Annotated in this window: 10 protein-coding genes and 1 other annotated feature; of the genes, 1 reads left to right on the forward strand and 9 read right to left on the reverse strand. The window is 50.0% G+C overall.

Annotated elements, in window-relative coordinates:
* Nucleotides 1–54: 54 nt before the first annotated feature.
* Nucleotides 55–333: a binding site (T-box leader), on the reverse strand.
* A gap of 99 nt (nt 334–432) precedes the next feature.
* The 6 genes from IEX81_RS12385 to IEX81_RS12410 all read right to left on the reverse strand — a co-directional run bounded on the left by IEX81_RS12385 (nt 433) and on the right by IEX81_RS12410 (nt 8,080).
* Complete coding sequence (locus IEX81_RS12385; RefSeq protein ID WP_188803784.1) at nt 433–1,107, reverse strand: YczE/YyaS/YitT family protein; 675 nt, start codon at nt 1,105–1,107, stop codon at nt 433–435.
* Between the two features lie 484 nt (nt 1,108–1,591).
* Entirely contained in the window at nt 1,592–2,332 is a 741-nt protein-coding gene (locus IEX81_RS12390; protein ID WP_188803786.1) for a gamma-glutamyl-gamma-aminobutyrate hydrolase family protein, read from the reverse strand.
* A gap of 123 nt (nt 2,333–2,455) precedes the next feature.
* Nucleotides 2,456–3,868: a dipeptidase PepV gene (pepV, locus tag IEX81_RS12395; RefSeq protein WP_188803788.1), complete on the reverse strand. Its 1,413-nt coding sequence runs from the start codon at nt 3,866–3,868 to the stop codon at nt 2,456–2,458.
* A 25-nt stretch (nt 3,869–3,893) separates the two neighbouring features.
* The gene (locus tag IEX81_RS12400; RefSeq protein ID WP_188803791.1) at nt 3,894–4,463 is read right to left on the reverse strand and encodes a hypothetical protein; all 570 of its coding nucleotides are present in this window, start codon (nt 4,461–4,463) and stop codon (nt 3,894–3,896) included.
* A gap of 93 nt (nt 4,464–4,556) precedes the next feature.
* Complete coding sequence (locus IEX81_RS12405) at nt 4,557–5,930, reverse strand: sugar phosphate nucleotidyltransferase (RefSeq protein ID WP_188803793.1); 1,374 nt, start codon at nt 5,928–5,930, stop codon at nt 4,557–4,559.
* Nucleotides 5,931–6,088: 158 nt separating this feature from the next.
* Complete coding sequence (locus IEX81_RS12410; protein WP_188803795.1) at nt 6,089–8,080, reverse strand: beta-galactosidase; 1,992 nt, start codon at nt 8,078–8,080, stop codon at nt 6,089–6,091.
* A 149-nt stretch (nt 8,081–8,229) separates the two neighbouring features.
* Between IEX81_RS12410 and IEX81_RS12415 the strand changes: the two genes are divergently transcribed.
* Nucleotides 8,230–9,165: an alpha/beta hydrolase gene (locus IEX81_RS12415; protein WP_188803797.1), complete on the forward strand. Its 936-nt coding sequence runs from the start codon at nt 8,230–8,232 to the stop codon at nt 9,163–9,165.
* A 512-nt stretch (nt 9,166–9,677) separates the two neighbouring features.
* On the opposite strand, the gene IEX81_RS12420 is transcribed toward IEX81_RS12415, so the two are convergent.
* From IEX81_RS12420 to IEX81_RS12430, 3 genes are all read right to left on the reverse strand, one after another.
* Entirely contained in the window at nt 9,678–10,325 is a 648-nt protein-coding gene (locus IEX81_RS12420; protein ID WP_188803799.1) for a bifunctional 4-hydroxy-2-oxoglutarate aldolase/2-dehydro-3-deoxy-phosphogluconate aldolase, read from the reverse strand.
* Between the two features lie 64 nt (nt 10,326–10,389).
* Nucleotides 10,390–11,700: an MFS transporter gene (locus tag IEX81_RS12425; protein ID WP_188803801.1), complete on the reverse strand. Its 1,311-nt coding sequence runs from the start codon at nt 11,698–11,700 to the stop codon at nt 10,390–10,392.
* A gap of 443 nt (nt 11,701–12,143) precedes the next feature.
* The coding region (locus tag IEX81_RS12430) for a transketolase-like TK C-terminal-containing protein (protein ID WP_308424085.1) at nt 12,144–13,055 on the reverse strand (912 nt) is incomplete at its 5' end.

The following is a 13,055-nucleotide window of genomic DNA, read 5'->3' on the forward strand; positions in this document are numbered from 1 at the left end:
CGTTTCATCCTGCTTTTTCCCGCCTGCACCAAAAAACCCCGTCCTTAACATATATGAAAGGACGAGGTTTAATTCACGTGGTACCACCTTTATTCACCGGCTATTCACATCGCCGGTCTCAGCAAGTACGGAAGCAGTCTGAAACAGCATTCGTATACTCCGGTTTTGATAACAAGAACCTTAACTTGTCGCGGCTTACTTCGTTTGGGAAAAACGCCGTTCAGCAGCGCAGCTCGGAGGCCATGTTCGAAAGCCGTCTTTGCCCCTTTTCACCGGACGGAGCTCTCTTGTGGAAAAGACGCACTTTCTACTTCTTCTCTTCATCGCCTTTGTTCGTACATAAAACTTAGTTTAGTTATAATCCTATTTTTATAAAAAATCAAGATCTGGATTTGAAAAATCCAAGGGCCTTAGATCCTTGCTTAACGAAAATCACGGATGCTTCACGCTGTGCACACGGTCCATCCGGTGGAAGCCGAACGTCCATTTCCGATCCAGATGGAGATGGATCGTCTTATCAAAAAGAAGAATGAAGTAACCCATGAAAAGAAAACTGATGGCTGTTCCGAGATTGATGCCGATCAGATGGTGACGGACAATCCCCATGGTCAATCCGACTGAAAGCGGGATGGCAAGCGCTATCCGCTGCGCAAGCACGACGTCTCCATGTAAATAATTATCCCGCAGAATCTTCAGCAGATCATCAAACGGATGCAGGACAAGATTGACACGAAAATAAATCGACAGCGCTGCGCCGATACACATAACGCCAATCACGCACACGACGATACGGAGAAAAAGGCCGTTCACAGTGACACGCTGCATGACGAACAGCCAACCGTCAATCACATAGCCGAACGAAAGAACATAGATAAAATTGTACACATCCTTCATCCGATTCCAGCGCCGGCGAAGCAAATCGTCCGCAATCAAGGTGATGAAGCCAATAATAATCAGTGCATTGCCAACCGTTATTCCCAGCATGTCGGACAGATTCAGCCCCGCGGCCGTCCAGGGTGCAGAACCCAGAGCGGCTTTGACGGTCAGCGCATTCCCAAAAGCGTTCAGCAGCACCGACAGGCACAGCAAAACAATTCCTTTTGCCATCAGATCCATAAGCCCCCAAAATTCATTTAACTTATTTTTCCGTTGAATGGACGACAGAGAGACAAATCACCGACACTTCAAGAACCCCGCGATCAGTCAGGCGCGCAATGGTTCTCCTGCAATCGTTATACATCACCTTCACCGGGATTGCATCACTTCTGCCTTAATCCGCTTTTTTGAGAGACACGGCTTTCGGAAAACGGACTTAACAAACCTGCGGGAGAATCATCCGCTTTATATGCAACAATCATTCTATCAGCTTACCACGAAAAAAGTAACCACTTTTTTATAACTTTTTGTGGCGACTTGCACTTGGCCGTACGCTTCAAGGATTACCATCAGTACATGCTTTTTTCTGCAGAAAGTTCCGGGTTTTTCTCGCAACCTGAAAAAAATGATAAAAAGTGCACTGTCAACGGGCCAAGGAAAAGAAAAAGCTCCAGAGAGAGGCTTCAACTCCGGGCTGTTTTCTGGATCTCCGATTTCAGACCGTCTCTTTTTTTATCTGAGCGCATTGTTCGACAAAGTAGCGGAATAAGTGACTCATCAACCCGTCTCCGCCCGCCGCCATCGATTCTGGATGCCATTGAACGCCAAAAATCCGGTCATTAGTTGCATGTTCGGCCGCCTCGATGATGCCGTCGGGGGCAAAAGCGACCGCGCGAAGCTCACCGGCCAGCGTCTTGATCGCCTGATGGTGAAGACTGTTGACATACAGTGTCTTTCTGCCGTTCAGCAGGGCACAGAGACGGCTGTCCTCCAGTACGCGCACGCTGTGGCTTGATTTCACACGTGGCACTTTCTGAACGTGCTGCAGGGTCTGCTCCATTTCAGAAGGAAGATCCTGAATCAGCGTCCCTCCGAACGCCACATTCATGACCTGAAGGCCGCGGCAGATCCCGAAAACCGGTTTACCCGCCGCGATCGCCTTTTTCATCAGCAGCAGTTCGGATGCATCCCGCTCCGTATTGAAAACATCAATCTGCAGAGACGGCGGTTCCCCATAGAATCTCGGATCTACATCGCTGCCGCCGCTGAAAACGAATCCGTCACATAAAGCCTCATAACTTTCAGCCGCATCGTTCGGAGCAATCGGCAGAATGATGGGAACCGCTCCAGCTGAAAACAAGGATTGCACATAATCCTGATGGGTGTAGGGACCCTGAACAAAATCATTTTTCTTTAAATATCCACCGGTAACGCCGATAATCGGCCGGTCACCCATAGTTCATCTCTCCCAGTTCCGCAAAAAGCTTTTAGCAACAATATAGTGGACTTTTCGCGCGTCGTCAATCACGGAATAATTTTATCCCATCAGAATACTAGGTTTTATTAAGCCCGGTCGAAATCATTTGTCAAGATTACCGAGCGCATACATCGCGTCCGCATAGATTGCCGAAGCGAGCAGCAGGTCGTCCACTCTCACATGCTCGTCTACCTGATGGCCGGTGTACGGATAATCGGGCATGCAGGCGCCGAAAGCCACTCCCGCATCCAAATACTGGGCGTAAGTTCCGCCTCCCGAGGTTAACAGTTTGACATCCTTTTCTCCGGTATGTTCTTCATATACCTTTTTCAAGATCTGCACGCCGCGGTGCTGCGGATCCACATATAACGGCTTTTCTGTTCCGAGTTCGCCGATGGAGAGACCCAGCTTTTCTACTGATGAAGTCAGTTTTTCGCTGATTTCGGCAAGCGGGGCTTTGATCGGGCAACGGATGTCCAGCGAGACGGATCCGCCTTTTGCCGCGTCATAACGCACCAATCCGGCGTTGACCGTCAGCTCGCCGGAAATATCATCGTGAAAAGCAATGTTCAGCCGCTTGCCGGCAAAATCCTTGTTCAACGTTTCAGCAAGAAAAGCAATAAATACCTTTTCGGATTGAGAAAATGGAACATCATCAAGCACTTCTGCAAGCAGAAAAGCCGCGTTTACACCGCCTGCCGGTTCCGATCCATGCGCCGATTTTCCCTTGACCGTCAGCTTCAGGCCGTCCGCCTGCTTTTCAACTGAAAAAGCGATTTGTTTTTCTTTCAAAGAATTTCGAGCGGCATCCAGCCACTTTTCGGATTCAGTCCCGGTCAGTACGGCATAAGCGTGATCCGGAACCATGTTAATCCGTTCTCCGGAATAAAAAGCGGAGAGATGAACCGGTGCCGTCTCTTCCTTCGCCGGCAGATCAATGCGCGCGTGAATCCGTCCTTTTTCCGCAAAAATCAGCGGAAACTCGGCATCCGGCGCAAAGCCGAACAACGACATCGGTTCGAGCTCATTGTATTTCACCAAACACGCGCATCCGCTTTCCTCATCGGTTCCGATCACCAGGCGGATCCTGTTTTTTACCGGAAGTCCCGAATCTTTCAAAGACTTCAGCGCATAATAAGCCGCCATTGTCGGGCCCTTGTCATCGATTGCGCCGCGGGCATAGAGCGTTCCGTTTTCCACATGGGCTGAAAAAGGATCGTGCACCCATTTGCCGGTTGCCGGAACCACATCGACATGCCCGAGGACAGCAATATAGTCTTCTGCATCTTCAGGGCCGTATTCAATGTATCCGGCATAACCCTGCAGATTCTTTGTCCTGAAACCGTCGCGTCTGCCAAGCTCCAGCATCTTCTCCAGAGCTTCAAGCGGCCCCGGCCCGAACGGAGCACCCTCTTTTGCGGCCGCAGCATCTTTTGTACTTTTAATCGCCAGAAGCGATCCAAGATCATCGAGAAAATCTTTTTTATTGACGGTAGATTTGATCGTACTGCTCATCATCAACGCATCCTTTAGCAAAAATTTACGAACTGCTCTCAACATAGAAACATTCTAGCACAAAAATTTTATTGGATAAAAGCGGAGAACCAGAGATCCTGGCGATTGCCGGGAAAGGATATGCAGAGTGAAGATCAATATCTTGATGAAGGCGGATGAATTCGGGTGGCGTTCGATAAATTCTGTAACGGACGAAAAAATCTGCGGAACCCCTGATACTCCCGGTAATAACCGATAAACTTGCGGCGGGGATCTGCAACGACCGATAAACTCCGATGAACGACCGATTAATTGTGCCCGACGACCGATAAACTCCGATGAACGACCGATAAGTCGTGACCGACGACCGATAAACTCCGGGGAACAACCGATTAATTGTGCCCGACGACCGATAAACTCCGGGGAATGACCGATAAGTCGTGACCGGCGACCGATAAACTCCGATGAACGACCGATTAATTGTGCCCGACGACCGATAAACACCGATGAACGACCGATAAGTCGTGACCGACGACCGATAAACTCCGGGGAACAACCGATAAATCCCGGTGAGTGAGGATTCGGATAAGTTCCCGATTAAAACGGGGGCCTCCATTTGTTAAGAAGCCCGATAAAGTCAAAAAGTGCCGCATCCTGATTCATGCGGCACTTCCCTTCTTCTATCGTGACCGAACCGATCTCGCGGTCATCATCTCACGGATGAACAGTTTTCCTCTATCTCTTCCCACTTCATGTATTTTCTCCTGATATCCTCTTCAATCAGCTGGCTGCCCATCTGGACCTCGATCAGTTCAATAGGCTCGTCCGCCTTGATCGCGTGCATCGTTTCTGCAGGAACAATGACGACGTCTCCCGGTTTGAGCGAACGAATGACGCCGTTTTCCGCATATTGACCGCGGCCTTTCACAATCGTCCAGACTTCCTGGCGCATGTGATGGCAGTGATAGCTGATGTTTTCGCCCGGCTTGATTTTGATTTTTTTCGTCAGCACTTCTTCACCGTCGTTCCCGTAGCTCGTATAATCCAGCACCCGATAGGAGCCCCAGTGGCGTTCCTCATACATCGGTCGCTGATCGAACCCTTTCATGACCTCTTTGACTCTCGGGCTCTGCTCTTTATCGGAGACGAGAATACCATCGGGGCTGACGGCGACGACCGCATTGGAGATGCCCAGCACTGTGACCGGAAGATCAAGTTCATTGATCAGATGTGTATTTTCCGAATCCTTGCTGATAATCCCCTTGCCGATTTGATGCGTGGCCATTTCTTCGGTCAGCGTATTCCAGGTACCCAGATCTTTCCAAAATCCGTCGTACGGAAGGGCAACAATATTCTTCGCTTTTTCCACGACAGCGTAGTCAAAACTGATCTTCGGCAGGCTAGTGAATTTTTTTACGAGCTCTTCATAGTGCAGCGGCAGATTCAGCGCCTCAAGTTTTGAAATAATGTAATCAAGCCTGAACGCGAACACGCCGCAGTTCCACAGCGCAGATTCGGCGATCAGCTCTCTGGCCAGTTCTTCCTTCGGCTTCTCCGTGAAATGATCGACCTGAATATAGTCTTTGTTTTCGCCTTTCACAGGCACGATGTAGCCGTATTTTTCCGATGGATAGGTCGGTTTGACACCCATCAGTGCCAGATCGGCATTCGTACGGTCAAGCAGCTTTTCCAAGTCCTGAACGCGTTTGAAGAAAGCCGTTTCTACATAAGGGTCGACCGGAAGCACCGCAACCACGTCGTCAAGGCCCGCTCCTGTGCGTGTATAGAGATACGAGGCGGCCAGCGCGATAGCCGGGAACGTGTCCCTTCTCTCGGGCTCAACGATCAGCGGCACATCCTGGTCAAGCTGATCCTGAAGCATCTCCACCTGACTTTTGCCCGTTGCGATTACTGTTGAACCGGCCAGACTGACTTCGCAAAGCTGCCCGTAAACCCGCTGTACCATGGACGACAAGCGTTTCTGACGATTCTCAAGCACCTTTAAAAATTGTTTGGAACGCGCATCGTTGGAGAGCGGCCACAGCCGTTTTCCCGATCCGCCTGATAAAAGTACTAAACGCATAGCGACCTCTCCCTCTTTATACCCATGCCATAATACCGTACAGGCAATACATTGATAGATTCATTATGACACGAAATCCGGAAAATGATCAATATAACCCGCGGGCGATTACTGGAAAAATACTGGTTTAACCCGGGAGCTACCTGAACAGACGAGGCCTATGTTTCTTTTAAAATTTTCACACCTCTTGCTGCCAGTGTTATAATCTTTTTTTCAGGAGTCCCGGTAAGCAATTCTTCGTACTCTCCGTCAATGACAAATCGTTTTTCATGATCCGTATGATTTAGGACAAAGTGGTATCTGGCTGTGTTGTTTTCTCTGGTCGCAACTTCTACGCCGTCCGGAACATGCATCGGCGCCGTAATCCGGATCCGTGAAAGAATTTCGCGGATCATATTTTTCAGAAAAGCCTCTTCCGGATCGGTACCGACATAATAAGCCACGCCTCTGCCATAATCGTGTCTTGTCACAGCCGGCATTCCGGCCAGATAACCTTCCTTAAAATAAGCGAATGCTTTCGCCCCTTTCAAATGAATGACCTCTTCCCAGATCCGAATCGACGCATCGCCCCAAGGTGTCGCGATCTGATGGACCTGCCCTTTCTTCATCGGGGCAAACTCCTCCACATAGATACCCAGCACATCTTTATAGGCACCGGGGTAGCCGCCAAGATAGATCCGGTCTTCCTGATTAGCGATTCCGCTGAAGAAATTCGTCACGAAAATCCCGCCGTTCCGTACAAAGTCTTTTACACGATCGCTAAAGATCTGAGAAACCTGATAGCTTGCAGGCGCAAAAACAACCTTATATTTTTTCAGATCTTCATCCGGAGAAATAAAGTCAACACCGATATTCAGCCGGTGCAGCACGCGATAATAGCTCACTAGTTGGGCGGGATACTCTACCAGATTAGAAGGTTTGGAATCGAGTTCCAGCGCCCACCAGTTTTCCCAGTCGAACACGATGGCTGCTTCAGCATAGAATTTTGTTTCCAAAATTTCCGCGCATTTTTTTAATTCCCTGCCCAGCTCGGCAACCTCCCGGAAAACACGACTGTTTTCATCATTGGAATGCGGAACCATCCCGCTGTGAAACTTTTCTGCGCCTCCCTGTGAAGCCCGCCATTGAAAAAACAGGATCCCGTCCGCTCCGTGAGCGACTGCCTCATAGCTCCAGAGGCGCATCCGTCCCGGTGTCTTGACCGCATTCTGCCCGCGCCAGTTGACCGCGCCCGGTGCCTGTTCCATCAGCAGAAAAGGCCGTTTTTTCAGGCTTCTGGTCAGATCATGAGCCATAAAATACCCGTAAGGAATCGGTTCATACGGATCGGGATAGGCATCCCACGCCACAAGATCCATTTCCTTCGACCACGTAAATCCGTTGATCGGTTGGTGCAGCCCCATCAGGTTCGTCATAACAGGAATATCCGGTGTATATTTTTTAATGATCTCCCGTTCCTTCGTATAGAGATTCAAAATAGAATCGTTCATGAAACGTTTGTAATCCAGCTGATGATTAGGGTTGTGATGCGTCGGCATTTTTCCGGGAAGATTGATGTCTTCCCACCCATAATAGCGCTGGCTCCAAAAATCGGTCGACCAGCTCCTGTTCAAGGCGCTAATCGACTGATACTTTTCCCGAAGCCAGGCTTGAAAAGCTGCTTTACACGTGTCGCAATAGCACTCGGAAACATGGCAACCGAATTCATTATTGACATGCCACATCGCGAGTGCGGGATGATTCCGGTAGCGCCGTGCGATTTGCCCGACCAGCGCCTGAGCCAGCCTCCTGTAGTCCTTGCTGTTCGGGCAATAATGCTGCCGTGACCCGGGCAGTAAATGCGTCCCGTTGCTATCAACCGGAAGCGACTGCGGATATTTCCGCGCCAGCCACGCGGGCGGCGCCGCTGTGGCGGTCGCCAAATCTGCGGCTATACAGTTGTCTGCAAGCATGGCCATGATTTTATCCAATGTGCTGAAATCATAGGTGTCCTCATCCGGCTGCAAAATTGCCCAGCTGAAAATGTTCACGCTGACGTAATTGACGCCAGCTTTTTTCATCAGGCGCATATCCTCTTGCCATACCGACTCATCCCACTGTTCGGGATTGTAATCCCCGCCGTAATAAAAGCTGGTTTGTTTTTTTAGCATGGCTGCCCTCCCGAGCGTAAGCTGGCAAATACGACACGATTGACGACAAAGCAGAAAAATGAATTGTTGTGATTTTTCATTAATTCGAACTGTATTCATTATCTATGCTACAATCAAATCGTACAATGCAGATCAAGGAAGTGAAAAAAATGAAGCTCTCATCAAAAATTTTATTAACTTCTTCAGCTGCCGCGGCCGGTATGCTGAGTGCCGTCGGCCTGCGTTTTTCAAGCAAAATTATGTACAGCAAAAAAAGTACGGATGAACAGATTATAGAAAAAGAAACAAAGGTTCGCCAACTTTTCACGATGCAGGAATTCGAAAGTCGAAAGAAGGAATCCTTTACTCTTCAATCGCCGTTCGGTTACCCTATTAACGGCTTTTATATTCCTGCCGATCCGCCAAGTTCAAAGAAATTCATGATTTTCTGCCACGGTGTGACGGTCAATCTGCTTACTTCCGTCAAGTATGCCAGGCTGTTCCTCAACCGGGGATTCAATGTTATCCTTTATGACGAACGGCGGCATGGGCAGACAGGAGGCCGGACAACCAGCTACGGCTATTATGAAAAAGACGATCTTGCCGCGGTTGTTCACTGGGTTCGTGAACGTTTCGGCAAAAAGAGTCTTCTTGGTATTCACGGCGAATCCATGGGCGCCGCGACTTTGCTCCAGTACGCAGGACTTGTAGAGGATGCCGCCGATTTTTATGTGGCCGACTGTCCCTTCTCCGACTTAAATGCGGAACTCCGCCATCTCCTCAAGACCGATTACCATCTTCCTCAATGGCCGATTCTGCCCGTCACCGGGCTGTTTCTCAGACTGAGAGACGGGTACAGGATCAGCCAGGTTTCGCCGCTTCTCGGAGTCGCCAATATCAATCATCCCGTTCTTTTTATTCACAGCAAAAATGATCCTTTTATTCCGGCCAGGATGACAGAGGAACTTTATCGCGCAAAACCGGACAAAAAGCAGTTGTTCATTGCTGAAAATGGCGGCCATGCGTGTTCCTATGCGGAAAATCGGGATGCCTATGAAAAAGTGCTTGACCGGTTTCTCGCCGAATACGTGCCTGAGATGGTGTAACCGCGTGAACGCATCATGTCACCTTATGTCCCGCCAATAACCCGTTTAACAATCATCTCAACAGTCGAAAATCGCTTTTTCACCAAATTGCGAAAGAGAGGGCTGAAAAAGCTGGTTTCCGTTGGGTTCCCAGGAGCACAATGACGGACAATCGTCAGTAAAGTGCAAAGAATCGTCAGTAAATGTTTGAGAATCAACAGCAAGTGGCAGAGAACCAACAGTTATGCCCCAAGAATCAATAGTAAACGATCTGAAATCAATAAGTGTGAATAATCGAAATTTTTCTTGAACCTTTTACTCGGCACGGACCGCTCAATTTAGGCGAGACGAAGATCTTTAGCTGCTGATTCGTTATCGAAACTTCAGGATACATGCGACGGTCAAGTTTTTTCAGAATTAAAGTTTAGAACTCAAAGTAGAAATCGGAGCGGTATGAAAGATTATACCGCTCCGATACTGGATAAAACTTTTCTATTCAGAAATTAGCGATTGCTGTTTTTAATCACTGTCTATTATGACAATTGTCCGACCGGGTTTCCGGCCACCTGTTTCCACTGTTCCAGACGCTTGTGCACGACTTGCCAGTTTTCCGTTTTCACGGCATCGTCCGGTATCAGAGATGAACCGACTCCTACAGCATCTACCCCTGCCGAGAGGAATTCTCCCGCGTTGGCAAGGTTAATGCCTCCGGTGGCCATCAGAGGAATTTCGCTCATCGGTCCCTTGATATTTTTGATGAAACCCGAACCAAGCGTGACTGCGGGAAAGACTTTGACCATCGGTACGCCCAGCTGATAGGCTTTGAGTATTTCCGACGGTGTGAATGCGCCGGGAATGACCGGAATGCCCTGGTTCAGAACATACTTGACGAGCTCTGAATTAAGCGCAGGGGTGACAACAAAATCCGCACCGGCCGCAAGAGCCCGCTCCGCGTCATCGATCGTTTTCACGGTTCCCGCTCCAACACTGAACTCGGGGTATATTCTTTTTATTTGGCGGATGGATTCCACTGCTTCATTTGATTCCATCGTTATTTCGACGGTGTGAAAACCCGCTTCTTTTAAATGATTCGCAACGGCTAAAACAACTTCCGCCGGCTGTTTCCGGAACAAAGGGACAATTTTCTCGGCCTTCACGCGATCGACAGCTTCCACTGGCACCGTTTACACTTCCTTTTATGAAATGTTTTCCTCTATTTTTCATCATTCGGAAAGGAGATCAGATTCATTTTCCCGTGACAACGTGTTTATCGATTGATAATCTGTTGTTATCGTTCGAGAAGTCTTCATTGGTCTTAGTGCTTTTGACAATGATCGTGAAGATCACGGCAAGGATGAGTGAGACAGCCATAAACATGTAGGATGCGGAAAATCCTCCGGTCACTCCGTTAAGGAATCCTACGAAATAGGCCCCGACAAACGATCCCAGAGCCCCCATGCTGTTGATCAGCGCCATTGCACCGCCGGCCACGTTTCTCGGCAGCAGTTCCGGGACGATCGCAAAGAACGGCCCGTATGGCGCATACATAGCCCCGCCGGCGATTACCATCAGCGCGAATGACAGCCAGAAATTGGACGCCCCGACCAGATAGGATGCATAGAAAGCAACAGCACCGATAAACAGGAACGGCCAGACAAACACTTTTCTTTTCAGCAGTTTATCTGAGAAATAGGAGGCGACAACCATTAGAACAGCTGCCAGGAGGTAAGGCAATGAAGATAGCCAGCCCGTTTCAACAATGCTGATGTGCGGTGCTGCTTTAATAATCGACGGCAGCCACATAACAAACCCATACACGCCAATGCTCCAGAAAAAGTACTGCAGGCAAAGATAAACCACTGCTTTCTGCTTGAAAGCCTCTCTGTAGTTCGGTACGGCTTTAAAACCTTTCTGTTCTTCAATCAATTCTTCGTTCAGGGCTCGTTTTTCACTGTCTTTCAGCCAACTTGCCTGATTCGGCTTGTCGTCTACTAATCTCCACCAGATGAATGCCCATACGACGGAGGGAAGGCCTTCAATAATGAACATCCAGCGCCAGCCCAGGCTGTTTAGAAGATACCCGGACACAACAGACATCCAAAGCACGGTAATCGGATTGCCCAAAATCAGAAATGTATTGGCACGCGAACGCTCTTCATTCGTGAACCAGTGGCTTAAGAAGATCAGCATGGCAGGCATAATGGCTGCTTCAACAATACCGAGAAGAAAACGTATAGCGAAGAGCATGTAAATGTTCGTCACGACACCGATCAGGCTGGCAAGAATGCCCCAGACGATCAGCGACCAGAAAACCAGTTTCTTTGCACTGCGCTTTTCCGCGTACCCTGCGCTTGGTACCTGAAAAAAGAAATAGCCGAGAAAGAACAATGCACCAAGGAGGGAAGACATGCTTGCTGTAATGTTCAAGTCTTTCGCCATGCCTGATGCGGCTCCGAAACTATAATTTGCCCGATCCAGATAGGCAAGGCTGTAAGTGATAAAAACAACGGGAATCAATCGGATCCATCGGACGGACGGTAATGAATTCGTTTTCATTTCAATCTGCCTCTTTCCCTTATATTTTTTAATGACCAGACGCATGCTGGGCTTTTCAAGACACTGTACCATATGATCGGATACCTGAAAGAACCTTGCCCAATTTATCCTTGCGACTTGCTTTCCGGTACGGAAGCGATTATGTTTTATTTTTCAAGGAGAATGCAGGCAAACGGCCTTTCCACCTGTCACCCATCTGTATACGAAAAAATTTTGTTAACGCTTACATCTATATTAAGCAAAAAGATGTCTTCCCCTTCTCACGTCCCATTCAAAAAATAACTCAGAGCGTGATTCCGGAGGACAAATGATATGGGGACATCTTTTTGCGAAACAGCGTTAAATCGAACATTTCCATTAAAATTTTTTAGGCCTGCCGCCCTTTCCGGAAGTTGAGCGTTACGATCTCAGAGATAGGACAATTGTCGTCCTGTTTATTTCCGTCAGGCAAGCTGACGATTGATCAGCAGTTTTTTCATCGTCTCGGCGACGTGTTCCGGCGTGAAGCCGTATTCCGCCGTCACGCGGCCGCCCGGCGCCGACGCCCCGAAGCGGTCGATCGCGACCAGCGCCCCGGCCGGCCCGACAAACTCATGCCACCCGAGCGGCGCCGCCATTTCGACGCCGACACGCGCTGTGACCTCCGGCGGCAGCACGCGGTCCTGATAAGCCGGCGGCTGCTTCCGGAACAGCTCCCACGACGGCAGGCTGACGACACGGACCGCGATGTTTTCCTGTGCCAGCAGCGCCTGGGCCTCCGCGGCCAGCGCCACTTCCGAACCCGTCGCGATCAGGAGCCCTTCCGGACGCCCGCCCGCCGCTTCCGAGACGACATAGCCGCCCCGCCGGACGCCTTCGGCCGCGCCTTCCGCTTCGCCTTTCAGTGTTTCGACCCCCTGGCGGGTCAGGACGAGCACCGTCGGGCGGTTCCGGCTTTCCACCGCCACCTTCCAGGCTTCGCGCACCTCGTTGCCATCTGCGGGACGAATCACCGTCAGGTTCGGGATCGCCCTTAAACCGGCCAGCTGTTCCACCGGTTCATGGGTCGGCCCGTCTTCGCCGACCGCGATCGAGTCATGGGTGAAGACGAAGATCGACGGAATGCCCATCAGCGCCGCCAGACGAATTGCCGGTTTCGCGTAATCCGAGAAGGTGAAGAACGTCGAACCGAACGGAATCACCCCGCCGTGCAGCGCCAGCCCGTTCACCGCCGCCGTCATTGCGAATTCCCGGACGCCGAACCAGATGTTCCGCCCGCTGTAGGTTTCCGGCAGAAAATCGCCGCCGGCCTTGATCGTCGTCTTCGTTGACGACGCCAGGTCCGCCGCCCCGCCGAACAGCTGCGGCACGGTTTC

The organism is Sporolactobacillus putidus, from assembly GCF_014647035.1.
GTDB classification, from domain to species: domain Bacteria; phylum Bacillota; class Bacilli; order Bacillales; family Sporolactobacillaceae; genus Sporolactobacillus; species Sporolactobacillus putidus.

Bases quoted from the DNA above. Each gene is read 5' to 3' on its own strand.
- IEX81_RS12405 (WP_188803793.1), bottom strand. From the start codon at position 5,930: ATGCGTTTAGTACTTTTATCAGGCGGATCGGGAAAACGGCTGTGGCCG.
- pepV (WP_188803788.1), bottom strand. From the start codon at position 3,868: ATGAGCAGTACGATCAAATCTACCGTCAATAAAAAAGATTTTCTCGAT.
- IEX81_RS12425 (WP_188803801.1), bottom strand. From the start codon at position 11,700: ATGAAAACGAATTCATTACCGTCCGTCCGATGGATCCGATTGATTCCC.
- IEX81_RS12410 (WP_188803795.1), bottom strand. From the start codon at position 8,080: ATGCTAAAAAAACAAACCAGCTTTTATTACGGCGGGGATTACAATCCC.
- IEX81_RS12400 (WP_188803791.1), bottom strand. From the start codon at position 4,463: ATGGAGGCCCCCGTTTTAATCGGGAACTTATCCGAATCCTCACTCACC.
- IEX81_RS12385 (WP_188803784.1), bottom strand. From the start codon at position 1,107: ATGGCAAAAGGAATTGTTTTGCTGTGCCTGTCGGTGCTGCTGAACGCT.
- IEX81_RS12415 (WP_188803797.1), top strand. From the start codon at position 8,230: ATGAAGCTCTCATCAAAAATTTTATTAACTTCTTCAGCTGCCGCGGCC.
- IEX81_RS12390 (WP_188803786.1), bottom strand. From the start codon at position 2,332: ATGGGTGACCGGCCGATTATCGGCGTTACCGGTGGATATTTAAAGAAA.